The organism is Planococcus circulans (assembly GCF_020023385.1).
Taxonomy (GTDB): Bacteria; Bacillota; Bacilli; order Bacillales_A; family Planococcaceae; genus Planococcus.
In genome coordinates, this window is record NZ_JAIQCL010000001.1 from 84,411 (window position 1) to 108,645 (window position 24,235).

Annotated in this window: 30 protein-coding genes; 8 read left to right on the forward strand and 22 right to left on the reverse strand. The window is 42.8% G+C overall.

From position 1 onward, the window contains the following. Positions 1-130 precede the first annotated feature (130 nt). The 6 genes from K8U60_RS00495 to K8U60_RS00520 form a co-directional block, all read right to left on the reverse strand. On the reverse strand, positions 131-616 hold the full coding sequence (locus K8U60_RS00495; protein ID WP_223632632.1) for a hypothetical protein: 486 nt from the start codon (positions 614-616) through the stop codon (positions 131-133). Between the two features lie 154 nt (positions 617-770). Beyond that, on the reverse strand, positions 771-1,220 hold the full coding sequence (locus K8U60_RS00500) for a hypothetical protein (protein WP_223632644.1): 450 nt from the start codon (positions 1,218-1,220) through the stop codon (positions 771-773). 258 nt (positions 1,221-1,478) lie between these two features. Then, complete coding sequence (locus tag K8U60_RS00505) at positions 1,479-2,867, reverse strand: M1 family metallopeptidase (protein WP_223632646.1); 1,389 nt, start codon at positions 2,865-2,867, stop codon at positions 1,479-1,481. Between the two features lie 307 nt (positions 2,868-3,174). After that, positions 3,175-3,759: a class I SAM-dependent methyltransferase gene (locus tag K8U60_RS00510; RefSeq protein WP_223632649.1), complete on the reverse strand. Its 585-nt coding sequence runs from the start codon at positions 3,757-3,759 to the stop codon at positions 3,175-3,177. Positions 3,760-4,246: 487 nt separating this feature from the next. Beyond that, entirely contained in the window at positions 4,247-5,173 is a 927-nt protein-coding gene (locus K8U60_RS00515) for an NAD(P)/FAD-dependent oxidoreductase (protein ID WP_223632652.1), read from the reverse strand. Between the two features lie 24 nt (positions 5,174-5,197). After that, positions 5,198-5,620 (reverse strand): Rrf2 family transcriptional regulator, encoded by a 423-nt coding sequence (locus K8U60_RS00520; RefSeq protein WP_223632655.1) that lies wholly within the window; start codon positions 5,618-5,620, stop codon positions 5,198-5,200. A 208-nt stretch (positions 5,621-5,828) separates the two neighbouring features. Between K8U60_RS00520 and K8U60_RS00525 the strand changes: the two genes are divergently transcribed. Next, positions 5,829-6,035, forward strand: a complete 207-nt coding sequence (locus K8U60_RS00525) for a helix-turn-helix transcriptional regulator (protein ID WP_223632658.1) — start codon at positions 5,829-5,831, stop codon at positions 6,033-6,035. Further along, positions 6,032-6,724 carry a DUF3169 family protein gene (locus K8U60_RS00530; protein ID WP_223632661.1) on the forward strand — a complete coding sequence of 231 codons (693 nt, stop codon included), beginning with the start codon at positions 6,032-6,034 and terminating at the stop codon, positions 6,722-6,724. The genes K8U60_RS00525 and K8U60_RS00530 overlap by 4 nt, the downstream gene beginning before the upstream one ends. Before the next feature lie 94 nt (positions 6,725-6,818). Here K8U60_RS00530 and K8U60_RS00535 read toward each other — a convergent pair whose 3' ends face one another. Beyond that, a complete protein-coding gene (locus K8U60_RS00535; RefSeq protein WP_058385191.1) occupies positions 6,819-7,034 on the reverse strand; it encodes a hypothetical protein in 216 nt (71 codons plus the stop codon). Positions 7,035-7,179: 145 nt separating this feature from the next. Beyond that, positions 7,180-7,614, reverse strand: coding sequence for an NUDIX hydrolase (locus tag K8U60_RS00540; RefSeq protein ID WP_223632664.1), 435 nt, complete (start codon positions 7,612-7,614; stop codon positions 7,180-7,182). A 133-nt stretch (positions 7,615-7,747) separates the two neighbouring features. On the opposite strand from K8U60_RS00540, the gene K8U60_RS00545 reads away from it, so the two are divergent. Further along, a complete protein-coding gene (locus K8U60_RS00545; protein WP_223632668.1) occupies positions 7,748-8,023 on the forward strand; it encodes a hypothetical protein in 276 nt (91 codons plus the stop codon). A gap of 91 nt (positions 8,024-8,114) precedes the next feature. On the opposite strand, the gene K8U60_RS00550 is transcribed toward K8U60_RS00545, so the two are convergent. The 6 genes from K8U60_RS00550 to K8U60_RS00570 all read right to left on the reverse strand — a co-directional run bounded on the left by K8U60_RS00550 (position 8,115) and on the right by K8U60_RS00570 (position 13,208). Continuing rightward, the gene (locus K8U60_RS00550; protein WP_223634838.1) at positions 8,115-8,822 is read right to left on the reverse strand and encodes a DNA alkylation repair protein; all 708 of its coding nucleotides are present in this window, start codon (positions 8,820-8,822) and stop codon (positions 8,115-8,117) included. Positions 8,823-9,109: 287 nt separating this feature from the next. Continuing rightward, entirely contained in the window at positions 9,110-10,381 is a 1,272-nt protein-coding gene (gene sstT / locus K8U60_RS00555; protein WP_223632670.1) for a serine/threonine transporter SstT, read from the reverse strand. A 351-nt stretch (positions 10,382-10,732) separates the two neighbouring features. Beyond that, positions 10,733-10,924, reverse strand: coding sequence for a nucleotidyltransferase family protein (locus K8U60_RS19135; RefSeq protein ID WP_411730337.1), 192 nt, complete (start codon positions 10,922-10,924; stop codon positions 10,733-10,735). After that, the gene (locus K8U60_RS00560; RefSeq protein WP_223632673.1) at positions 10,888-11,232 is read right to left on the reverse strand and encodes an ASCH domain-containing protein; all 345 of its coding nucleotides are present in this window, start codon (positions 11,230-11,232) and stop codon (positions 10,888-10,890) included. Before K8U60_RS00560 ends, K8U60_RS19135 begins: the two co-directional genes overlap by 37 nt. Before the next feature lie 29 nt (positions 11,233-11,261). Further along, a complete protein-coding gene (locus K8U60_RS00565) occupies positions 11,262-12,011 on the reverse strand; it encodes a class I SAM-dependent methyltransferase (protein ID WP_223632677.1) in 750 nt (249 codons plus the stop codon). Between the two features lie 99 nt (positions 12,012-12,110). Further along, the gene (locus K8U60_RS00570) at positions 12,111-13,208 is read right to left on the reverse strand and encodes a hypothetical protein (RefSeq protein ID WP_223632679.1); all 1,098 of its coding nucleotides are present in this window, start codon (positions 13,206-13,208) and stop codon (positions 12,111-12,113) included. A 241-nt stretch (positions 13,209-13,449) separates the two neighbouring features. Here K8U60_RS00570 and K8U60_RS00575 point away from each other — a divergent pair, with 241 nt between their 5' ends. Genes K8U60_RS00575 through K8U60_RS00585 form a run of 3 tightly spaced genes read left to right on the forward strand, consistent with a single transcriptional unit; the run spans position 13,450 to position 14,577 of the window. Next, positions 13,450-13,773 carry a hypothetical protein gene (locus K8U60_RS00575; RefSeq protein ID WP_223632681.1) on the forward strand — a complete coding sequence of 108 codons (324 nt, stop codon included), beginning with the start codon at positions 13,450-13,452 and terminating at the stop codon, positions 13,771-13,773. Positions 13,774-13,813: 40 nt separating this feature from the next. Further along, positions 13,814-13,954 carry a hypothetical protein gene (locus K8U60_RS00580; protein WP_223632685.1) on the forward strand — a complete coding sequence of 47 codons (141 nt, stop codon included), beginning with the start codon at positions 13,814-13,816 and terminating at the stop codon, positions 13,952-13,954. A 47-nt stretch (positions 13,955-14,001) separates the two neighbouring features. Further along, positions 14,002-14,577: a hypothetical protein gene (locus K8U60_RS00585; protein WP_223632688.1), complete on the forward strand. Its 576-nt coding sequence runs from the start codon at positions 14,002-14,004 to the stop codon at positions 14,575-14,577. Between the two features lie 70 nt (positions 14,578-14,647). On the opposite strand, the gene K8U60_RS00590 is transcribed toward K8U60_RS00585, so the two are convergent. Then, the gene (locus K8U60_RS00590; RefSeq protein ID WP_223632691.1) at positions 14,648-15,664 is read right to left on the reverse strand and encodes a potassium channel family protein; all 1,017 of its coding nucleotides are present in this window, start codon (positions 15,662-15,664) and stop codon (positions 14,648-14,650) included. Between the two features lie 67 nt (positions 15,665-15,731). Then, the gene (locus K8U60_RS00595) at positions 15,732-16,082 is read right to left on the reverse strand and encodes a hypothetical protein (protein ID WP_223632693.1); all 351 of its coding nucleotides are present in this window, start codon (positions 16,080-16,082) and stop codon (positions 15,732-15,734) included. Positions 16,083-16,273: 191 nt separating this feature from the next. Here K8U60_RS00595 and K8U60_RS00600 point away from each other — a divergent pair, with 191 nt between their 5' ends. Next, complete coding sequence (locus tag K8U60_RS00600) at positions 16,274-16,843, forward strand: biotin transporter BioY (RefSeq protein ID WP_223632695.1); 570 nt, start codon at positions 16,274-16,276, stop codon at positions 16,841-16,843. Between the two features lie 104 nt (positions 16,844-16,947). Here K8U60_RS00600 and K8U60_RS00605 read toward each other — a convergent pair whose 3' ends face one another. From K8U60_RS00605 to K8U60_RS00625, 5 genes are all read right to left on the reverse strand, one after another. Next, positions 16,948-18,258, reverse strand: coding sequence for a TolB family protein (locus K8U60_RS00605; protein WP_223632697.1), 1,311 nt, complete (start codon positions 18,256-18,258; stop codon positions 16,948-16,950). A 63-nt stretch (positions 18,259-18,321) separates the two neighbouring features. Then, entirely contained in the window at positions 18,322-18,960 is a 639-nt protein-coding gene (locus tag K8U60_RS00610; RefSeq protein ID WP_223632703.1) for a pyridoxamine 5'-phosphate oxidase family protein, read from the reverse strand. A gap of 287 nt (positions 18,961-19,247) precedes the next feature. After that, positions 19,248-19,457, reverse strand: coding sequence for a hypothetical protein (locus K8U60_RS00615; RefSeq protein ID WP_223632707.1), 210 nt, complete (start codon positions 19,455-19,457; stop codon positions 19,248-19,250). Continuing rightward, positions 19,454-20,203 (reverse strand): SDR family NAD(P)-dependent oxidoreductase, encoded by a 750-nt coding sequence (locus K8U60_RS00620; RefSeq protein ID WP_223632710.1) that lies wholly within the window; start codon positions 20,201-20,203, stop codon positions 19,454-19,456. The genes K8U60_RS00615 and K8U60_RS00620 overlap by 4 nt, the downstream gene beginning before the upstream one ends. Further along, entirely contained in the window at positions 20,203-21,780 is a 1,578-nt protein-coding gene (locus tag K8U60_RS00625; protein WP_223632712.1) for an amidohydrolase, read from the reverse strand. The genes K8U60_RS00620 and K8U60_RS00625 overlap by 1 nt, the downstream gene beginning before the upstream one ends. 170 nt (positions 21,781-21,950) lie before the next feature. Here K8U60_RS00625 and K8U60_RS00630 point away from each other — a divergent pair, with 170 nt between their 5' ends. Next, on the forward strand, positions 21,951-23,261 hold the full coding sequence (locus K8U60_RS00630) for a hemolysin family protein (RefSeq protein ID WP_223632715.1): 1,311 nt from the start codon (positions 21,951-21,953) through the stop codon (positions 23,259-23,261). Positions 23,262-23,304: 43 nt separating this feature from the next. Here K8U60_RS00630 and K8U60_RS00635 read toward each other — a convergent pair whose 3' ends face one another. After that, complete coding sequence (locus K8U60_RS00635) at positions 23,305-24,234, reverse strand: sulfurtransferase (RefSeq protein WP_223632718.1); 930 nt, start codon at positions 24,232-24,234, stop codon at positions 23,305-23,307. Between the last annotated feature and the right edge of the window lies 1 nt (position 24,235).

Here is a 24,235-nt window from a genome sequence, read left to right on the forward strand (position 1 = left end):
ACATCTCCTTTCTATCCATTATTTACTTTTAACATATTGTAGGTATGAATCTTCTCTATTCTTTTGCCGGTCTTCCATTGCTTTCATGGCCGTCAATCACAGAAGCTCGGCAACTGCCATTTTGAACCCTTCATTTTTTCTTCGGTCTATCCCTGATCAAACTCCAAACCAACCCTGCCAGAAAACAAATCATCACCACCAAAATGAAAGTCAGTGGATTAAAGAAAATGTGATTCGAAAAGATAGTGAACAGGGAAAAATCTTCTGGATTGTCAAAAGCGTCTTTCGTTTCCACGATGTAGGAACGGAAATCATCTGCTTTTTTCAATGTGTAAACTGAGACTGTGACTACATAAACAGAGCTGATTAAAATCCCCAGCCAAATACTTCTCGAAGTAAGCCACTTGCTGGCAATCCGCATCGACAATTCAACAGTGCCGTACAGAAAGTACATGATGAATGGCATCAGAAAAAAAGGAATGACCAAAGTCGGATTTCCATTCCCACCTCCGAAGCCATCATTTTTTACAGGTTCACTTAAAGCGTTCATTCCGTAAAAAGCAGCAAGAGTAAGGATTGCGGAAAGCCAATACAATAACATAAGCAGTTTGTACATATTCTTCCTCCTTGCTGATCCAGCTTTTTACACCATATGGTTATATTCTCCATTTTCCGAAAGATTCCTTCCGGTTTGCATTAAATGAAACCTTATTTAGCTAAAAAAAGAAGAAGCGCATTTCAGCGCCTCTTCTCAACCAGTCACCAATCCATCAAATTGCGTTCTTGGTGGTCATTGCTTTTAAACTACCTTCCGACTTCAGTAAACTGTTTGCTGCAAAAAATAAGAGCAGAGGTGGCACCAAAGTAAATAGCGACAAGATACTAGCCAGCGCAAGGAATGCGGCCGCAATTGATGGAAAAGTCGACAACATCACCAAACCGAACAAGCTGAAGAATACGGCGAAGACAATCATATAAAAAGGATAAATCAGAACATCTTCAGCAAAGAGGATCATCTCAGCCGCAAATTGGTCAGCCGAAACCGTGACTTCTCCTCTGTTCATATCCAGTTGCACTTTCGAATCATTTTGGAATAGTTCGACCAGCTGATCATGTACCCATGGGTTTTTCTCTAATGAGTTCAAAGATAATACCGAGCCAGCCAAAAGAGCCACCAATAGAATGATGGATAGTGAAACCAATTTTCGTGTAGATTGCATACTGAACCTCCTACTGTTTAGTTAAGCCTTTGATAAGAACAGCATAACCGGTTTTGACATATAACTAATCAGCCTGAGGGGTGCTTGGAACTAAGACTTTAGATGTAGAGCCTGCATAACGTCTTTATAAGGGCAGTTACTTGTGGGGTTCACTTTAATACTGGCTCCGTTTTTTTGTCGCGATCAGATTGGTTTTTACCGAAACAATACAAAAGAGGAGAAGCATAAATGCAGCTTCTCCCCTTTACCTATTATTTATTATTCTAACCAGCTGTCCAAAAACTCACTTTGGTCCCCTTCAAAATAATCTTCAAAAAACTCTCGAAACTCTTCCGTATCCACTTGCTCGAATTGATATTCTTCGTAATAGGCCGCTAAAAAATCGAGCGCGGTTTCATTTCCGTCCAGGCCGTCAAAATAGTCCTTCAGCAGAATCGGAACCTTGCCGTAGATCGTAGAGTAATAAGACTCTTCTTTAAATTCGTCGAGCGGCAAGTTCACATAGGTTTCTGGCGGGTAGTACTCTTGAGCCATTTGCGCGCCCCAAAATCCATATTCATCGTCATCATAATAGTCGCTTAGGAAAAGCGAGCTTGCGAATTCCGTCAATCCTTCATCCAACCAAGCTTCCTCGTACGGGTCATTCGTCACCAGGAAGTAAAACCATTGATGGGCAATTTCATGCACAAGTACAGACTCCTGGGATTCTTCATCCGCTGCGACTTCGATAATATTCGGGTATTCCATATAGCCGTCGTTCCCTATGATGTCCAGCTCGCCAAAGGGATTATCGCCGATGTGTTCTTCAAAATACACATAGGACTCCGCTGCCAGTCCTGAAGTCTCCTCCAGCATATCCGCTGAAAGAGGTGTAAACACCCGCAGTTTTGTATCATTCGCTGCTACGGTTTCAAATTCCCATTCGTCCGGATCCATAATGGCTAAGTAAAAGTCTTTTATGTTGTCACCTTGCACAGTGCCAGTTGAAGCGGCCACGATTTCACCATCTTCAGCCGAACTGGCCACCAAATAGTCCTGGGGCAAGTCGTAGCTGACGGTATAGTCCCCATAATCCGTATCGTAGGACTCGCCTTTCGAGTCATAATCTTCAATATCCCATCCATTTTGGTAATAGCCAAGCATCGGATACCAATGGGCCAAGTAAAAGTTGTTGTCCACTTGTGACAACCGCATACCGTTTTGCGGCAAAACCATTGAATACTCCACTTGAATATCTACAGTTGAATCAGGTTCTAGATCTGTATCCAACTCCACCAACAACTCATTATTATCCAAGTTAAAACCCGACTCTTCTCCATTAACAGATACCGCAATTATTTCCAGCCATACATCGTCATCTTTATAAAAAGAGGTTTCTTCAGAGTTCATGGCATTAGGAACCAAGTAAAAACCGATATCTTCCCAAGTGTCCGATGAATAGTTCGTAACACTGATGGAAGCCGCTACCTGAAATTCGTTTGTCTCATTCAGAAAAACCTCCAAGTCGTAGATAGCGTTTACTGTATCTTCCACTCTTCCGGATTCCTGAGGTCCGCAGTCTTCACAAAAGAAAGTGGTCCTCAAAGCTATAAACCCGATGACTCCTATTGCCATGACCATTACTGCTGCCCATATTTCCAGCTTCATGATATATCTCCCGTCTCTTTAAATGTTTTATCATTTCCAGCAGTTATTTTCCGGCAGTTCATCGCAAGAGATTATTCTTTCTAAATAGTATCATTTGTTTTTCTAACTGGCTCACATAATTTTTGATTTTCAAATTTCGTTTTCATATGTATGAGAAAAGATTATTTTTTTCACAATAGAAAAGGAGCAGAAATTAAATCTGCACCTTTCTTGTAAATTTCAATTGGTACTCTTCACAATCTAATTAGATACTTTAAAGACACATGTTGTCTCTAATTAAGATAAAAGAGATTCCATTTCAAAGGGCTTATTTTTGTGCAATCAAAACATACAAAGATTCAGCTGGAAAGAATTTTTCTATAATGTGCAGTCCTGCAGCCTCTAACTCCTCTTCCATACCAGCTAAAGAAATTCTTGGTGTCTTATGCGTTGACTGCCCTTTCGGCTCCAATTCGATAACGATTACATAACCATCGTTTTTAAGTACATCTTTAATCTGTGTCAAAGTCGCCGCCAATGGATGGATTTCATGCAATACCAATGATGCGATTACCACATCGATTGATGCATCAGGGATCGGAATTCCCATGTTGCGTCCCTGGAGCGGAACAATATTGGCGAGCTCTTCCTTAGCTGCTTTTTGGCTGATCATCTCCAGCATCTCCTGATCGGTATCAAGTGCAAAAACTTGGCCGTCCACTCTCTTAGCAGCAGGTATCGTAAAATAGCCCGTTCCCGCCCCAAAATCTAAAATATGATCGGTGCTCTTTAATGGAATCCTATTCAGCAATTGCTCCGGTGAAAATTCGGCTTTTCTTTTTGCGCTCTCCAAATAAGAAACTTTTCCGTGCTGATGAGCTGTTCCATGGGATTTATTGTGTTCATTAGCCATTTTCTGATCTCCTTTTGATTTGCTGGTAAATGCTTTTGGTTTACTAAATAATTTATTTATGCTATATAAGTTGAACTAATGATTTATTTCAGTCGATACTCCGCAAAACAGCTCCGCTTTCCAGCGGGCTCCCGCCCAATCCTCCTCGTCCGCTGCGAAAAACCGGTGCTCCTGCATCGCTGCGCTAGCTTCGTCGCAAATAAGGTAGGCAAATTCCTTTTGCCCGCCTTATTCCCTGCGGTGTATCGGTCGAATCGCTAAGCCGCAGGAGTCTTCGCTGTTTTGCTCCATATCTTTGAGAGTTCTCCAGCGCCGGTGCGGCTCAGGATGAGGTGGGGCAGTAAGGTGTGTGTTCTTCTCGGCTTATCGTGGGAACCAAGGTACGCCAGAAGAATTTGGTTCACCTATACAACAGAGCTTGCGGAGGATCATTGTTCTCTTCTCTTCCATAGCCGCCGAATCGGCATATAAATGTTACTTCTTTAGTTCAACTTATAGAGCTTACTTTTACTTGTGCAAATCTTTCCTCCAACAACTCTCCATTCACAGCAATCCCAGCCATACTGCCTTCTGCAGCTGCCATGATCAATTGGGATGGGCCATCCATAACCGTATCTCCACAGGCAAAGACCCCCTCTACATTGGTCCGTCGAAAACGATCAGCTTCCACTCCGCCCCGCTCGCTTAACTTACAGCCGAGTGATTCCCCAATAGCAGAGGCCTGTATCCATTGTGACGCTACAAATCCGCCTGTACGGAAGAGACGTTCGCCGCCAACAAGCTCAATTGCCTCCAACTTACCGTTTTTCCCAATCAATGAGCGGATTTTTTTCTCATTGACCTGAATGCCGTTCTGTTCCAAAATGCCTTTTTCATCTGCTGAAAGGATCTGCTTTCCGTTCGTACAGACAACTAAGTCATTCGTCCAATTGGAAGACACTTTAGCCATATGAAAAGCGCCAGGAATTTCTGCAATGACGGCTAACGGCTGATCTCGAAGCTCCCATCCATCGCAGAATGGACAACTGAACAGACTCGTTCCATAAAACTCTTTCAAGCGGTTGATATCCGGAAGAACCTCTTTGAAACCGGTTGCTAAAATTACCTTTCGAGCTTTATAGAACATTCCATTTTCGGTTTCAATATGGAATAGCTGCTGTTCTTTTTTTACGTTCAATACCCGCTGTTTTTCGATTTTAACATCCGGATACTTACCCAGCTCGTCTTGGGCAATCCGTTTCAGCTCCTGTGGGTCTATCCCGTCACGAGTTATAAAACCATGTGCTTCTGAAGTCACTGCATTGCGGGGCTTATTATCATCAAACAAGATGGTTTTTCTTCTTGCTCTTCCGAGAACCAACGAAGCGTTCAACCCCGCTGGCCCTCCACCAATTACGGCACAATCCACTATCATGTCATCATCTTCTTTCTTGAATCTTTAGTTGATGTTTTCTGTTCTCTGGCTCTTTTCTTCCATCTTTATCACAATATCGATCAAGAGGCGCTTCCGAAGCTCTTCTTTCATGTTTTCTTCAGATTGTCTCATGACTCCTTCAATCAGACAGCCTTCATGACGATGGATGGAACAATTAAACAAATTGGTATCCCCTTCAATCGCCGTAATGACATCCAAAAATGAAATTTCATTCGGGGACTTCGAAATCTTGTATCCGCCTTTCGCGCCTGGTGTGGATTCAATCAGTCCGGCTTTCGTAAGCTTGGTCAAAATCTTCGACAGATAAGTCGGTGACAGCTTTTGAAATTCCGCCAATTCCTGAACACCTATCGTATTATTTAGCGGCAAACGGATTAAGTGCACCATTGTATGCAAGGCATAGTTCGTTGCATTTGAATATTTCATAACGGCCTCCTTTTTCCTTTTAAAGATATTACAGACTCTCGTTGTCTCTAATTGATTAAAATATATCATCCTTTTATTGCAAAAGTCAATTCATTAACTTTTATCCTCATGATTTAAACTAATAAGACAAAGATACTTTTCAATTTGACTAATATAGTTGTCATTTTGAAACAAATCAGTTACCCTTTAGATAGAGTGAGGTGAAGACATGAAAACACGATTGAAGGAATTACGGGCTCGATTGGGCATCAACCAAACAGAACTAGCCAAGCGGGCAAAGATTTCCCGACAAACAGTGAGTTTGATTGAACGGGAAGAATTTATGCCTTCTCTGTTGATTGCCACGAAAATCGCACGTGTCTTTGAAGAACCCGTCGAAGAGATTTTTCAATTTGAGGAGGAGGAACTGGAATGAAAAAATTCGGAAGAATAAGTGGTCAATTGCTGATCGGTTCGCTGATAGGATTTTTTGGTATGCTTGCTGTCCTGGATGGCGATATCCGTATAGACTTGTCGCCATACGCCTACGCAGGAAACATAATCATTCTTGCCATCGCTGCAGCTCTGGTTGTCTTTTCAGCATACTGTTATTTCAGTGTCCGCATTCTCGCTAAACAGGACTTGACCGGAGACGAAGAAGATGCAGCTGAAGGACGTATGTACAAAAAGTATTCGGATGCCAGCCTCAGTTCCACTCTGGCAATTCTGCTCAGTTTAGCATCAATGAGCCTAAGCATCCTGACCATCCAGCCGCTATGGCTGCTGCTTTTGGGTTTTGTACTGATTGTCTTCAGTTTCAACATATCCATCATCCTCCCGGGACTTATGAAGAATATGTACCCGGAACGAGACTTGCCTACTATCAGTGATAAGAAATATGCTGAAAAACTACTGAATGTTTCGGATGACGGTGAAAAGCATGTAATGCTTGGCGGTTTGTACAAAACCCATATCACCATGAATTCCCTGTTGCTGGGAGCGATTGTTCTGCTTCTTTTCTATTCGATGGCTTCAGAATCATCACAGCTGTTCAGTATTTTCATCATTATCGGTATTTTGGCGATCACCAATATGCAATATCAGTTCAGTATTCGAAATAAATAAATGCCGACAGCTAACAAAGAGGTGATCTGAATTTCTGATCAGACATAACAAAGCCCCAGTTTCTGAGTTCAGAAACTGGGGCTTTGTTCGTATCTTATTCGCCTCGTGGCGCTTTTGGCGGCTGGCATACGTCACATTTACGCTGGTTTTTCGTATTGAATTTCGTAAATGTTTTTTCGAAGTTATTGCCGCATGCACATTTAAACAGCAGCTTTTGAGAAAAACCGTGGTATTCCGTCGATAATAATTTACTGTCTGAGTTTTTTTCGACAAATGCTTTGATTTCTTTAAAAGTCCATCGTTTATTCATTTTGTTACACCTCCATATTCTTTCCATAAGCGGAGGCTTTTTGGCATCCGTTCAATTGAGGCACTAATAATAATTGCCCTAAGTTCTTTATTATAACACGGGCCAGCCACATTATATAATAATATTCATCCATCCTTATTCATTCTTAATGAAATACTTTCCCGCGAAGAACGTATGGAATAGTTGTCTTCCTATGTATTGAGCCTTTTTCCTCACTTGGAACATACGCATACTTTTCTGCTGTATTTTCATCCATCCAAATAACTTCTTCTATTTCGTCAGTAGGCGACCGGTTAATTTCTCCGCCAACGATTTTCCCTTCGAACGTAAAGAAAATGGCGTGATGTCCCCGCTCTTCAAAAAACGCTTCACTCACCGCATACATGCCTCCTACTTCAATATCCAATCCCGTCTCTTCCTTCACTTCACGTATAGCTGCTTCTTCCAAAGTTTCGCCGGTTTCAACTGCTCCTCCAGGAAGTGTATAGTACGGGGAATCCAATGTATTATTTTTCACCGTCAGGATATTTTCTTTCTTGCTGTCGAACAAAAGGACATAGACTACATCTACTCTTTTCATCCTGTTTTCTACCTCTTTTCTCTCAAGACCTATATTCAGCAACTTATTCGTCAGTTCTTGTATTTGCTTCACTTTAAAAGGGTAAACTAATTCCAACTCTTCTATTGTGAAATGACGAACTGGAGGTCTTGATGTGATTTTAATTTTAGCTAGCTATATTGCACTGCTAAGTTTTTCTGTAAGCAAATTTGTCGGAAACAAACACCACCGGTGGATCCATTCGGGCTACATTACCGCATTTCTTCTGCCTTTTTTAGTGTATGCTATTTTTCTTGGAATCATTGCTCCTATTGTAAAGGCTGGAATCGGGGTGAGCTTTTTCGGCTTTCTTTTTGCTATTGCTACATCGTTCACCGGATTTGTCTTTTTGTATATAGGCTATGCATCCAAAAAGCTTCGTGAGGAGTAAAAAAATTTTTTGATTTCCTTATATTGTTCTGTTCTGAAAGAATCTGTTGATATCAAAAAAGGCATGTCCATCATGGACTTGCCCTCTCCCATTAGCATCTGACATATCTTCGCTTGAACCCCACTCTGCCTTTAGCCACATCTTTTTGAATGCTCTCGTAAGCATTCAGGAAACTGTTTTTTTTATTGTCACGCTTCACTTCCACTACACCGACTTCTTTGGAAACTTCAATCGCTCTTTCAGTTAGCGGCACATAGGAAATCCCCACCGTGTACAAAAAATTGTTCATGGCAGATTTCGTACGTTCAGGTGAATCGTGTATTGAGTTTTTCACTTTATCGAGCATCGAGGAAATCTTGCTTTCAGAAAACTCATGGTCCTTCCGGTTCCCCAAAAGCCAGCAGTAACAGCTCCAACCGGCAGACATCTTCAGTTCCTCACCACTCTCAATCCACTTATCGGCCACTTTCTGCGCAATATCCGATTCGGAAAGCGTCACCGCTACTACAAAATCCGATATCATATAGAAATAGGCACCATCCATCCATCGGTCGAAATCAGCTGCGGTCATTGCTATCGGATCTGCAATGATGCCCGCAAAATACATGGCATCGTAATTGCCGGTTGCATACAGTTGTTCAGCTAATGGCTGATCTTTTTTTATTTGCTTGGCCATCGGTTTCATGGCGCCTGTAGCTACGCCGAAAACAGGTTCAACCGCGCCATTGGATAGGTATATTTTTTTCATCCGTTCCTTGCCTAATGCTTCAAGCTCCTGCATCACTGTTTCATACTCCATCATTCAGCACCCTTTCTTGAGAAAAATAATATCTTGCTTCAGCAAATGCCATGTCAAATCCACTCTTTTCTAACGTAAGTGTACACCATGTAGTCCTTTTTAGCAGTTAAGCAAAAAGGTGGACACGAAAATCCAAGAAGATCGCATAAAAAAATAGGCTACTTTCATTCCGAAAGAATCCGAAAATCAAGTAGCCCAAAACGACGCTTTGTACATGTCTAAGTTTACTGGTTCACATCATGATACAAGAATTGCATCACGTTATTCATAGCGAATGATTCAAAAATTTAACTCTTCACCAAATTTTCGGATGGTTTATTGAGTTCAAATACTTCTTTGAAATTCACTTTTTCGCCTTCCTTCAGTCGCTTCTTGTATTCAGCTGTTGCTGTAAAAAGTGCGTCTGTTGAAGAGTTGAGCGATGTTTCAAATGAATCTTGCAGCACGCCTATCACGAAGCCAACACCTACTACTTGCATAGCCACATCAGCAGGAATGCCGAACAAACTGCAAGCTAAAGGAATCAGCAAAAGCGATCCGCCCGCAACACCGGAAGCGCCACATGCACATACTGCGGCCAATACGCTAAGGATAATCGCTGTAGGGATGTCCACTTGGATGCCAAGCGTATGCACAGCAGCGAGCGTCAGAACAGTAATGGTAACAGCGGCACCTGCCATATTGATAGTTGCTCCTAGTGGTATTGATACAGAATATGTGTCTTTGTCCAATCCCAGCTTTTCACATAACGTCATGTTTACTGGGATATTTGCTGCAGAACTGCGCGTGAAGAAAGCCGTAATGCCGCTTTCTCTCAAGCACTTAAATACAAGTGGATATGGATTCTGGCGAATGTTCATAAAAACGATAAGCGGATTGACCACAAGCGCCACAAAAAGCATACATCCAATTAAAAGAGCGAGCAATTTCCCATAACTCAGCAATGCCCCAAGCCCGTTTGTCGTAATGGACTCAATCACTAGACCCATGATGCCAAGTGGTGCAAACTTGATGACCCAGCCAACCATTTTAGCTACTGCATCCGAGAAATTAGTGATTACTAATTTTGTGTTATCAGCGGCCGTTCTCAACGCCAAACCAATGACAATCGCCCAAGCTAAAATACCGATATAGTTTGCGTTGTAAAGCGCACTTACTGGATTATCGACAATGTTCAACACTAAAGTTTTAATAACTTCAATCGCATTACCCGGAGCCGCCAAATCCTCAGCACCTTGAGTCAAGGCAATGCTTACCGGGAAGATGAAACTGGCGATGACAGCAATCAATGCGGCCAAAAACGTTCCTAATAAGTAAAGAAATATAACTGTTTTCATATTTGTCGGCTTGCCGCTTCTATGCTGCGCGACTGATGCCATCACTAAAAATAGCACCAATACAGGCGCGATTGCCTTCAGTGCGCCTACAAATAAAGTACCAAAGATGGTCAATGATTTTGCTGCTTCTGGAATCAAAACAGCCAGTACGACCCCTAATATCAGCCCTATCAATATTTGCTTTACAAGACTAATCTGATTCCATGCTTTCAATACTTTCATACGTTCGTTATTCCCCCTGTTGATTTCTAAGTAGCCTAAACACAGCCCATCTTCTGCTGAACGTCTCTAGTTGTCTTTCCCCCTTATAATAACGCTTTCAATCTAATCTTATTCTATACAACCTGAAGAGTGAATAAAACAAATTTTTTCTAAAATCAATGATTAGTTTGTAACTTTATTGTGATTTATCAATTTTCCCTTCTTCAGATATACAAAACGAATATTGTATCCTCATTGAGAGACTTCGTTTAATCCAGATTCTTTATCCTAAGTTTTGGCCAATACCTTTTCCAATTCTTCTGTTCCATCCGACTTCTATAAACTTCAATCCTGCCGATATCTGCGGTGAACTTATGGAGATGGTTTAACGACCAAACTGGTGGGATCGTCAATCCCATGAGGTGCCGATAAGATTAAGTTATCACGCCTGTCCAGTCGAACTCCCAGGACTGTCGCGGTCTCCGGAATAATGATTTTATTTTCCCTTGTCAATCTAATCAACTGCCCTAAAACAATTTCACCTCTATCGCCAATGCACCCCATTGTGTTTCTTGTTCTTTAGAATAGATTTCAAACGTTCCATTAATCATCCTGTCCATTGTCCACCCTCCACAACCCATATCCACAAAAGGTACTTGCTTATACATTTCTTGAAAGCCTGAATAAGTTGTAAGATTGGTAACTTCAACTTCCATCACTTCATCTTGTCCAGAAAGCTTTTTAAACTTGATAGTATCTCCAACTTTAATTTTTCTACGCTTTTCATCGTTCAGCCGCACCTCGATTCTTTTCTTTCCTTCTTTCATCAGTCTGAAGTATTCATTATCCAACCCCATGGTATGTCTCATCATGTCCTCCGTTATGAAAAATTTGAAAGTGCTTATTTAGTTGCTATGAGCAAAAACCGTTTAGCATTTGTGCAAATTCCTTTTGCTGTTTGATTGTTTTTGATGAACTCATCGAAAAGGCGAAGGTCTTTCATCTTTTTGCCGAAATCAGGAATGATTGGTGTGTGTTGGAGCAGAAACAGGAGATCTTCTGGCCGTTGATAATATTCTTTGGCGTCATAATCGAATGCCTGCACTACAGAAAAACCGGCAGCTTTTAATTCCTTCATGTATTTTCGTTTCAATGCCCCATCAGCATCCCCAAAAGACTGGCCGCGTCCAAAGGTATTTTTGATATTCAGTTTATCGTCTTCGCTCACTTGCTGCGTTAAAAATACCCCGCCGCTTTTCAACACTCGAGCGACTTCATTTGAATCGAAAGGAGCGTGGCGAGAGGTGACGACATCAAAGAAATCTGGAGGGAAAAACAAATTCTCGGAATCCATCTTCACAAAACGCAGGTTAGCTAACTTCATTTTTTTCAGGTTTTCTTTTGCCGAATCAATCATTCCATTTGATGAATCAATTCCAACTGCCAGCAGTACGGTAGGAGCAAGTGCTAACAGGTTTTCTCCTCCCCCCGTACCGATGTCCAACAAGATTTTTGTTTTATTGCACCTTTTGATTACTTCATCATTGAATTGCCATCCTGTCCCATTGACGGAAACTTGCAATTGGCTGAAGTCCCATCCGTTTACCTTTCCGGTTTTTTCGTAAAACCTTGCATACTCCAATTCATCCATATAGTCGCCCCCATCCAAATCAATAGTATTCGTGCAGTTGGTTCACTTGATCTGGAAGACTTTCATTTCGGTAAATCTTTCCCTTCACCAACTACTGTTTTACTCGCGGTAAGCTGATTGGACTGATTTTGCTAGATTCCCAGCTTCAGAAGCCCCCAATCTTTTTAACTCTTTGGAAAGCAGCATCAGGCGATTTTCTATCTGCTGCTTTGTTCCATAGCGAATCCGAATTCCTTCGGTCATGTCTTCCGACAGCAATTGATGGTGTATGTTTGCTGTTTCCAAAAGCTGCAGCAGTTGTTCTCCTCTTACTTGATTGGCGATATGTGCATCCCCTTCGCTATAGCCTTCTAAAAATCCATTTCCGATCATTCTCAAAATATGTGCAACTGCACTAAAATCATGTTGTTTATAGCGATCTGTATCCGCTAAAGCGACAAAGAAAGTTTCGTACAAATTCATAAAATTTCCAGCCATTCCTCGCGGATAGTAAACACTTGGAAAAGGGTCGATTACAACGACCCGGTTATCATTCATCAAGATATTCTCCGGTGAGACATCCTGATTGACCAACAAAGTCTTTGTGAATGTTTGTTTTCTAAGTTCTACGGACATGCGGATCGCTTCGCCGAGCGTTTTGTCTTCGAACTCAGGAAGGACTGCACTTAATGCTTGGTAATCCGCTAAATGCTCTTCACTTTCTTCTATAAGAAATGCTTCAGCACTTCCTGACAGACTGCCTTGCAGCCCTTGAGTTTGTGACCATTTCAGATAACCGAAACCTTCCAATCCATGGGGAATCTCTTCTGTCTTACGATGGATGTATCCGATCTCCCGGCCTATCCGGTAAGCTTCTCCATCGGTGAGTTTATGTAAATCGATCTTTTCTCCTCCAAAAGACTCGAGTGTATACGTAAGCTCTGGGGACACATGGTATTGAAAAAATGATGGCGCTGCTCCAGCAACTGCTTTATTGACGGTTCGGTAATAAAGTTCAGTTCCCCCGTAATCTGCTTTTAAAGTCTCTTCATCGAACGGGACCTGCTTGCCATAGGCACTAGCTTTCGGGATCCGCAACACTAAATCGATACCAGCTCGCGATACTTTCCATGCGTAATGCCACGCCCCTTCCCCAAGATACTCTGCTGAATCGATACCAGCATGCTGTAAGGCTTTTTCCAATTTTATATTGTCCATAATTGTCCCTGCTTTCTGTTTTAAATAGACAGATAAATACGATAAATAAAGTTTACCATTATTAAACAGAAGATTACGGAAAAATCTTTTCGCTTACAGGTTATACATAAAGGAAATAAAAAATAGTAATTTCAGCTTCTCATTTATGAATATTTCATTTTCTGAAACCCATCTTCTATGTTAACGTATAGAATACAAAGAAATTAACATTTTTTTCAAAAAATTCAAACTGGAGGTATATATGAAAAATTGGCTGATTATTTTAATCACTTTAGCTGTGTTGATTTTAGGCAATTGGGTGGCAGCTGCTATTCTGCAAATGGCTTTTTTGGATATTGCTATCCCTTTTGCGGGACTTGCATTGGTCCTCATTTATTTTTTCAAATCTAAAGGAGGCATGGCCAGCCGCCAGTTGGACATGTCCATTCAAGGGCAAACGGGGATTCGGATGGAGCGGGAAGCCCATTCAGCAGGAAGATCATATATTTTCATCGGTTCCGTCCTTTACCTCTTAATCGTAATTGGACTGACCTTTTATATCTACAGGGAGTATTTTTTGACTTGAATACACTTACCAGGTTAATCCCAAAATATAAGAGGTCGGAATGAAGAAAGTAATAAAGATTTCCATGAAATTTCTATTCGGCGTTATTGGAATCGTCCTGATCAGTGTGACGCCTGCTTTATTCGGCGGTGCTATCTGCGATCGGATTTCAGTCCCAAAGGCATCACTTTTATCCTGCTGACAATGTTCATTCCTTTTTTCGTTTTCTACACAGCCATTGAACTGTTTATGGAACGGAATGAAATCGAACGGAATGCTGTCTTTGAAAAGTTCATTATGACAGTGATCGTGTTGCCTGTAACGACCAGCGCAATCGGAAACGAGATAAATGAGTCGTTGAAAAAAGAATACGTCTTGAGTTCAGTGTTAATGGGAGGTTCCCTGAGTTGGATTCTAGCCAAACACATCCAGCCACAGATCTGGCCAAAATTGCTGTTGATGTGGGTACAGCACATTGTGCAGGTGCTTCAAATGTTCGTGCACTTGGGTATTTTATCTGTTTTTGTCGGTGGAGCGCTGTATCAGTCTGATTCTCCCCGCTTGGTGCTGGAAATTTATGAACTGTCAGGAATGATTGCGATTTCCAGGGAAGTTTTTGTGACGAACCAGTACTGGTTGATTCTTCCGCCACTATCTATTTTCATGGTGTTGATTTATTGGTTTACTACGATTGCAGAGTCTCTCATGCATAAACAGCTTCCATCATTTAAACCGGTAAGAGTAAAGAAGCTGCAGGAAAATCAAAACTTGGTTTCTTTATTTAAAAGAATCGACAATTCCAAAGTAACAGATGAAGTAAACTGATATCCATGAAAAAGGAAGACCAGAATCGCCTGTAGGGTGATTCTGGTCTTCCTTTTTGCTATTATCGAAGTTATTGTAACTTTAAATTTTCATAGGTTGCCTGATCACAAATGATAAAAAGCCGTGCACCTTCAGATATAGGATCTTCCCTCCTGCGAATAATGCTGAAGTCAGGTCCATCTGCAATCAAATTGGCACCTTGTTCACTCAACGCATCGAATGCATCTTTGTATATGCGCCACGAAGGAGAAGGAGCGATTTCCCAAATATTTTCACCATAGGTATGGTTCAACAGCTGCATAAATAAACGGCTTGAACCATGATGGAGCATGGACTTCGTCATTAACTGAGGAAAGGATTCACTCGACAGCACAAATTCATTCACTCCGGCATGCTGGAACATTCGGATATGATCTTCATGTGTGATTTCAACGATGGTGTATATATTCCTCTTCTGATCAGCGGCATATCTCTCGATAGCGGATGCGATAAGCAATGTTTTACCGTCTGCCTGGACTTCATAATCACTTTCAGAAGCGAATATCGATACTGAGTTTGCCCTATCGATGTTTGCTTCCTGCAAAACTTTTGTATTCGTGGGGTTACCACGGATATAGTGAAACCGCTCATGCTTAAAGGGCGCCTCTTTCACATGGTCAATCAACACAACATCTGTTTTGATATCTCTGCTAAGCAATATTTCTTCGATGGTCTTCTGTACACTTTTTGACCAGCCGATTATCAAAAAATGATCTTTTCCTTTGTAAGCCAGTTTTCCTTCCATTTTAAGCCTCCCGTAATAAGTATAAAAATCCACCACTTTCCCAAGTATGATACCAACGAGTCCGATACCGAATATATAGAGGAATATTCCAAACATCCTTCCCGGAACCGTGGTTGGAGAATAATCACCAAAACCTACAGTGGTGACCGTCGTCATCACCCACCAGAAACCAGCAAAAGGGCTAGGAAAAGTTTGTGGCTCGATAATGTAGATGATATATGCACTGGCGATGTAAAATAGACTGGCAAACAGGATCAATTTACCCGGATTGATTTTTACAATTCGCTTGATCAGTTCGAACATCCTAAAACCTCCAACCTTGATGCATTTCTGATTCCCACTGCCTTCAGCAGTCGATTAAGCAGTTTAACTACAGTCTTTTAATGGATAGAGGAAATTCAAACTGATCTTTAGGTATAACTGCAAATTTCGCTATGAACATCAGCACCAGAAACAAAACAGTCAACAGACTTACAGTATTGCTGATCGTTTGAGTTTGAGGAATAATCCCAAAATAAACGACAACATTAATCAGTAAAAGAAAAACAAATCCTGCAAATACAAAGGTGTAGAAATGATTTCCGATGAGTAGCCTTCTATTGATGGAATCGGCAGCTGAAATTGTTTTCTGCAAAATTACAGACTGTTGAATCTGTTTTATCAAACCGTATATAAAGATACAAATCAAAAGGAATGGAATTACACCATTGATCCAACTCATAATAACCCTCCCATCGCTTTATGTTTCTTATTAGTTTATACTATTCCATTACACCATAGAGTGATTTTTCTGTTTTTTATTCATCACTTGTTTTATCTTTAAAAAGCTTATTGACATATTTTACTCAACTACGCTAGTATATGAGTTAACCAATAAAATAAAAAGGTTAACTCATAAGGAGGCGTACAGTTTTGTCGGAATCGAATTTGAAATTGAGAATGATGATTGTTACAGCATTATTTGCAGCCATTATTGGAGTCTTAGCGCAAGTAACTATTCCATTGCCATTAGTGCCGATTACAGGCCAGACATTAGCAATTGGACTTGCTGCAACTATTTTAGGGGCTAAGTACGGGACATTGTCTGTTTTGGTTTATTTAGGGATCGGTGCAGTGGGAATTCCGGTATTCGCGCAAATGTCAGGCGGTTTAGGCAGCTTGTTTGGACCAACCGGCGGATATTTAATTGGTTTTATCCCAACCGCCTTTATTATCGGGTATTATCTTGAGAAGACGGGCTTTACAGTTACTCATGCAGTTATTGCCAATATCATCGGCATGTTTGTTGCCTTGACTTTCGGAACTGTCTGGTTGAAAATATTCGCAAACCTGTCATGGACAGGTGCCTTTATGGGAGGATTTTTCCCATTCCTTTTAGTGGGTGTCATCAAAGCCGCACTTGCTGCCTGGATAGGAATCTCCGTCAGAAAACGTTTAAAATCCGCAAGTCTTCTATATAGCGGCACTCAAACTACGCCATGAATAATCTAGAGCTTCTTCAAGTGACATTCGCTTTACATAGCCACTTAACTCAAAAAAACTGTCGCCCTTCATTTGGGTCGACAGTTTTTTTATAAGTACTGCAATTACGTTTCATTTGTCGACTTCCCTAACCTCCGGTAAATATAAGCAAAAACCAGGATGATTCCCGTGCAGACAGCCAGTCCTGCAGCTAAAGCAAATAGACCGATGGCCGTCCACGGGTCGAAAACAGCGACTGCAAAGCTGCCTGCCAATATGGTGCCGGTCAGAACAGCACTTACCTTAACCGGGAGATATCTTCTTTTCAATACCGACTGGCAGTAGACGGTCAACAAACCGAACAGCAGAAGATAAAGACCTGTAACCGTTATGGGGTTTTCGAGCCAGTGTACTAGAGCGGAGGATTGGAACTCGGTGCTCAGTTCAGGAAAATCCAAGCTCACAGATGCCGTTTCCCCACTGTTATAATCGACGGTCATTGCCTCATAGTCCTCAGGTTGACTTGGCCAATTCGGCTGCATCAAAATAGCGATCCGGTTTTCATGATGAAAAAAAGCTGGAGATGCGACAGAAGCATTGAAATCCGTCAGTCTTTTCGTTTCCCCCGATGAGGTTTCCATCAAAAAAAGTTCGTATTCAAATAGCGAGCCATTATTTTTGGATTCTTCCGATACTGCTGTATAAGCCAGCAGCCCTTCATCATTAAAAAAATCCGGATGGTAAAGGTCACTGCTGATGTACTGCGGCAAATAAGCCCTTTCCATCCCTTCTTCGATTGAATAGGCAACCAGCCGTTGCACACCATCAAATTCTGTATAATAAAGTGTTGTTCCATCGCCTGAAACCGATAAGTCGTCCATTGCAAAAGAGTCTTTGTCAGTAAGCTTAAGAAAATCTCCGCCTTCGGCATTCACTGAAAATAAGTCGGCTCCATTTTCTTTCTCCCCTTCAGGCTTTAAAAAGTCTTCGGCGGGAATCGCCATATAATAAATAGTGCTGCCGTCCGGTGAAAAAGCAGCGTCAGACACATGCACTTCTGTTCCGGTCAATTTTATGGATTCACCAGTTTCCCCGGTTTTGTGATGCAGAGACTGGACGCCGGCACTGTCAGCCGCCAGATACAGAAACCCTTCGCCAACCGGTGAAAATTGAGGCATTCTGTGGTCCTGTTCTGCCGGTTCCGTCACTTTCCTCACTTCCCCGTCTTCCAGGCTCCCCAGATAAATAGCTTCCTTTCCATTTTCATAATAAGAAAATGCAAGAGTCGCATCATCTGGCGATAGAGAAATACTTGAACCCAAACCTGAGTGAGTACTATACGAAGTCTCGTCATTCAAAATCCCATAAGTGATCACTGCCACGAAAAGTACAGCGACGATACCAATGGAAATCAATAGAGCACGATGACTTTTCATTTGACCGCCCTCTCTCCGATACTTGTTGATCGATGTTTGCTTCTCTCCTCGACCATCTGCCTTCTAATACAGGCTGTCCCTGTAGCTCTTCTCCAGAAGTTTGCCGATCGCTTCTTCGTCCACATTCGGCAATTTCGCATGAGCCGCTAAAATTTTCGCACCTTTTGGAAGTTCTTCTTTATCCGCCCATGTTTCAGGATTCCATAGTTCCGACCGTTTAAACGCCTTGGCACAATGAATAAAGCATTCCTCCACGTCGACGCCGATTCCAAGAAGCGGACTTTTTCCGTTAACCGCCATTTTCTCCAATAGTTCTTCGTCGTGGATCACACTGGCTTTTCCGTTGATGCGTAAAGTTTCACCGAGCCCTGGTATCAGAAACAGCAGGCCGATATTCGGATTCGACAAGATGTTCCGCATGGAATCCATCCGTTTGTTACCGGGCCTTTCCGGTATGATCAATTGCTTATCGTTCAATACATAAACAAATCCGGCTTTGTCGCCCCGCGGTGACACATCGCAAAATCCTGATTCGTCAGCTGTTGATAAGGTTAGAAAAGGTGATTTTGCAATAAAACCGCTGCAATGTTCGTCTATGTATGAAATAACCTTATTATTTACGAGTTCACTCGGCTTCCCGGTGATTTCCCTCAGTTCTTCCACTGTCTTTATTGTATTTGGAAATGTGTTTTCGGTCTTCAAAGTTTTCCATCCCCTTCGTTTCAACTTCCCTTTTTATGATGTACAGGATTTCACTTAAACGCTTTATAATTCCATCTTACCTTACATAGCACTTACTATTCCGTGTTTTTAGTTTTCTTTGTATAGTGTAACTTACTATTCCTCGATGAGGGTGCTTATGTAAAAAGCTTAAACCATGCAGAACGATTGCAACATCAATTAAAATGAAAAAACGTCCGCTAAGTGTTTTGGCACTTTACGAACGTTCATTTTTTCTTAATTGAATTTACGAACAGTGAATGATGGGCTCAATTCTTACAATCGTTCATCTCTGCTACAGCACTATTGAATTTGTCGAAATCGAATTCGACGCTGTTGGACTTATAGAAGAAAAGGATGGATTCTTTTTCGCCTTGTGCCAGCAAAAAAGTGACCACGGCTTTCGGGCTTGCCATGTCGATACCGGCTTGGTTAGCATCAGCCAGTTTCATCAGGATGTTGTCCGGTGTTTTACTCACTCCAAGCTCCCCTTTCCTGCTTGCGGTAAATTACGGATGTCCAAAATGGTCGGCAATTCCTTAAAATCAACTCGTTGGGTCATTTCCATCAATAAGCGAGCCGTTTCTTCCGGACTGCTGAGCAATCCGCTCTCTTTGTAATCCAGGAATTTCTCGACTAATGGGAAATCGGCCGCTTCACTTTGGCGAATTTTCTGCTGCATGGCGGTATCGATGATTCCCGGTGCCACAGAGACCACTTTCACATCATTATTTTCCGCATCCAGACACGAACTGAAATGATCAAGTCCCGCTTTTCCGGCACAATAAGCGCTCCAGCCTTCATAGACTTTACGTCCCGCTCCTGAAGAAGTATTGACGATTTTCTTCTCGGCTGAGTTGCTTTTCAGCTGCCGGATGAAAGCACCGCAAAGCAGCATCGGCGCCGTCAAGTTGAGCACGATGCTTTGGCTGACCTGTGCCGAGTCATTGGTGTGGGCAAGTCCAATCGGTTCGATAGTTCCCGCGTTATTTACCAAGACAATCGTTTCGGTTTCTCCAGGAATCAGATTTAAAGCCTGTGCTACGATTTCTTCAATTGCTTCCAGACGGGTCAGATCGAATGGCAGAAAATGCCCACCCGGCCAATTTTCCGGTTCGGTGCGTGCGATCCCGATGACCAAATGACCCGCTTCACTAAGCTGGCGGCTCCATTCAAAACCGATCCCTTTGGATGCTCCGGTAATGATGTATGCTTCTTTTGCCATTACTCCATCCCGCCTTTTTGGTACATGATTTCTCCTGCCACAACCGTCACGGCAACTTGAGCTTCCAGAATCTGTTCTTCATTTCCTGAGAACAGGTCCCGATCGAAAATCGTGAAATCGGCATCAAAGCCTTCACGGATCACACCGCGTTCCGCTTCCTTTCCGATGGCTGCTGCACTGCCGCTTGTATAAAGCTGGATCGCTTCAAAACGCGACAGTTTTTCTTCAGGCTGAAAACCTTCATGGGTTTCATATGGCTTTCTGCGTGTTACTGCCGCATAGATGCCGAGGCACGGATCGACCTCTTCGATCGGCGCATCCGATCCTCCAGCACAAATCAAGCCATGGTCGAGCAGTTTTTTCCAGGCATATGCCCATTCCAACCGACTCTCACCCAGACGCTCCACAACCCAAGGGAAATCAGATGTCACAAAGCTCGGCTGGAGATCCAACGCTACATCAATCTTCTTCATGCGCTCCACCAAATCTTCACGAACCACCATTGCGTGAATGAGGCGGTCACGTTTACCTGCAGGCACCGGATGGGCTTCAATAGCATCCAATGCCATTTCCAATCCCAGATCCCCGATGACATGTATAGCTACAGCTTCCCCATGTTTGCGTGCTATAGAGACCAAGCGCTTGAATTCCTCATCTGATTGGATCGCGACGCCGATAGTTGATGGATCATCGTTATACGGTTTGCTCAACAATGCTGTGCGGCCGCCGATTGATCCGTCCGAAAAGATTTTCATCGGGCCCGGATCGACAAACGGTTCAGCGTATGTCGCGTTTTCCATCATGTCTTCAAATGCGCTATGTGCTCTAAGCAGATGCGCACGGAATTTCACCTGATCGCCGATGACATTCTTGAATGCCTGCAAAGGGCGTGAATAATGGCCGTAATAGCCCATATCTTCCGTATGTGCACCCGTCAAACCAAGCGACAGTAAATTGTCTACTGACTTTTGCAGGGCACGCGTCAAATACTCAACGCTGACCTCCGGTACCTGATTGGCGACAAGATCTTGTGCAGCGTCCAACAGATAGCCGGTCGGCTCTCCGTCAGCATCACGCACAATTACACCGCCTTCAGGATCCTGGCTGTCTTTTGTGATGCCGGCAAGTGTCAAAGCACGGGAATTGGCCAGAATCGCATGACGGCATACCCGTTTCAGCAACATCGGTGATTCGCTGATTTCATCAAGTTCATGGCGGTGGAAAATTTTGCGGTCTGCAAAATTGTTTTCGTTCCAGCCTTCTCCGATAAACCATTCCTCTTTGCTCAATCCTTTGGTGGATTCGACCAATTGCTCCCGCATTTCTTCAGAGCTTCCGATTTTCGATAAATCGACACGCATCAGCTTTTCGCCATGGCCGATCATATGCATATGGCTATCGACAAATCCCGGGTACATGCTTTTTCCCTGCAGATCGATTTCCTTGTCAGCCCATTGCTTTAACTCCTCATACGTACCGATTTTCTCTATATGACCATCCGACACCAATACCGCTTCTGCAGTAGCGCCTTCAGTTTCCATTGTATAGATCGTTCCCCCATGCCATAGCACTTTCATCTAACCACTCCTTTTCTCTCTTCCCATCATAAGTTTATTCGCCGTGGCATTCAATATGTTTGGTTTGAATTTTTCAATGATCCACCCGCAAAGCAAAAGCATGCCTAAATATGGTATACTGTTTTTACTTATAGAAAGCAGAGGTGAACCCTCCCAATCGGAGGGACGAATTGGACAGTATACTCATTCTCAATTTGTTTTTGGTCGCTCTTTTAATCGGGCTGACCGCTTTATTTGTTGGATCGGAATTTTCAATTATCCGTGTCAGGATGTCCCGCATTGATCAACTTGTATCAGAAGGCAATAAAAATGCCATCTTGACGAAGAAAATCACCAGCAATTTGGATTATTATTTATCCGCTTGCCAATTGGGAATTACAGTAACGGCGCTTGGCCTTGGTTGGCTGGGTGAACCGACTGTCGAACGGATCCTGCATCCGGTTTTTGAAAACTTTGGAATAGAAGAACCGACTGCGTCGATCTTTTCCTTTATCATCGCATTTACCGTCATAACCTTTTTGCACGTGGTGATCGGCGAATTGGCCCCTAAAACTCTGGCGATTCAGTATGCAGAGAAAATGGCCCTTATCTTCGCCCGCCCGCTCTATCTGTTTGGCGTCATTTTACTGCCATTCATCTGGGTGTTGAATGGATCAGCACGTTTGTTGCTGCGCGCTTTCGGCATTGAGCCGTCTGAGCACGAGCATGCCCATTCGGAAGAAGAGTTGAAGATCATCATGACGCAAAGTTACAACAGCGGTGAAATCAATCAAACGGAACTATCGTATATGCAGAATATTTTTTCTTTCGATGAACGGCTGGCAAAAGATGTCATGCTGCCGCGGACACAAATGGAGACCATTTCACTTGAGATGAGCCATGACGATTTAATGGAGATTGTGCGTGACCATCAGTACACCCGTTATCCCGTCACTGAACATGGTGACAAAGATGATATTATCGGCTTTGTCAACGTTAAGGAAATGCTGACCAATTACACCTATAAACAAGATTTGAACGACAGCATCGTCATCCACGATATTCCTTTTGTCCATGACATGGCGCCGATACAGGACGTGTTGCTGAAAATGCAGAAAGAGCATGTCCACATGGCGATAGTCGTCGATGAATACGGCGGAACTGCCGGCGTCATCACGATGGAAGATATTTTGGAGGAAATCGTCGGGGAAATCCGCGATGAGTTTGACGAAGACGAACGCGACGAGATCAAAGCCGTCGATATCAATAATTATTTATTGAACGGCCGCGTGCTCTTGTCTGATCTGGAAGATCGTTTCGCCATCGAGTTTGATGACAGTGAAGATGTCGATACCATCGGCGGCTGGATCCAGTTGAAGAATACAGATATCAGTGAAGGCGAGTCGGTTGAATTGCCGACCCATACCATCACCGTACGCGAAATGGAAAATCATCAGATTATCCGGGTACTCTTAACGCGCACTGCAGAGCGAATCGAATAACCAGAAAAATCCCCGACAACAGAAATTGTTGCCGGGGATTTTTTTATTTTTCTTCCAATAATGATTTTTCGTATTCGAACTTTTTCATCAGCATCTCGCCTGAATAGCCTTCTTCGATCAATTTCGCCAATATCGCTTTGGTTTCATCATCCGCTGCTTCCGGATGTTCGCCGCGGTCAAATTCCACGACGTTTTCTGCGTCTGTAATCCAGTCTGAGAAACTGCCCATATAAAGTCTCAGCTGATCATAGCCTTTTTCAGCCAAGATGGCATAAAGTGCCGCTGCTGTTACGCCGCTGCCGCAATAGACGACAGCTGGTTCATGCTTCTGTACGATATGGCTGATGTCTTCATTCAACTGGAACTCACCCTGAGAAACGAATTGCGCCCAGTCCAGATTTCGCGCTCCTGGAATCCGTCCTGCAACAGGATCGATCGGCTCTTCAAGTCCCGCATAACGCACTGCAGAACGTGCATCAACCAGAACTCCTAATTCGTCGCCGCTGATGACATTTTTCACGTATGCCTGATCAGCGAATATTTCACTGTTGAAATCCGGTTCATAGTCTATGCGTTGAGGGTTTGGCACTTCAGCAGAAACTGCAATTCCCTGCTCTTTCAGTTCATGAAAGCCTTTTTGGCTGATATGGACCTCTTCGAATCCTGCATATTTCAGCAGCCACCAGGCACGTGCCGCAAAAGGAGAACCGCCCTGGTCGTAAATGACAATCGAATCGTTCTTGTTCAATCCGCTTGAACGAATCAATTCAGTCAATTGCTCGTGTGAAGGCATTGGATGCCGCCCTTCATTCGAGGACATATCCGATAGGTCTTTTTCCAGATCCCAAAAGACGGCCCCGGCGACATGTTCTTCTTTGTACATCTTGTGGCCTGCTGACGGGTCCTTCAAGTCAAATCGTGCATCTATCCATTTATGGTTTTCGGTATCGATCGTTTCTATAAACACAGACATC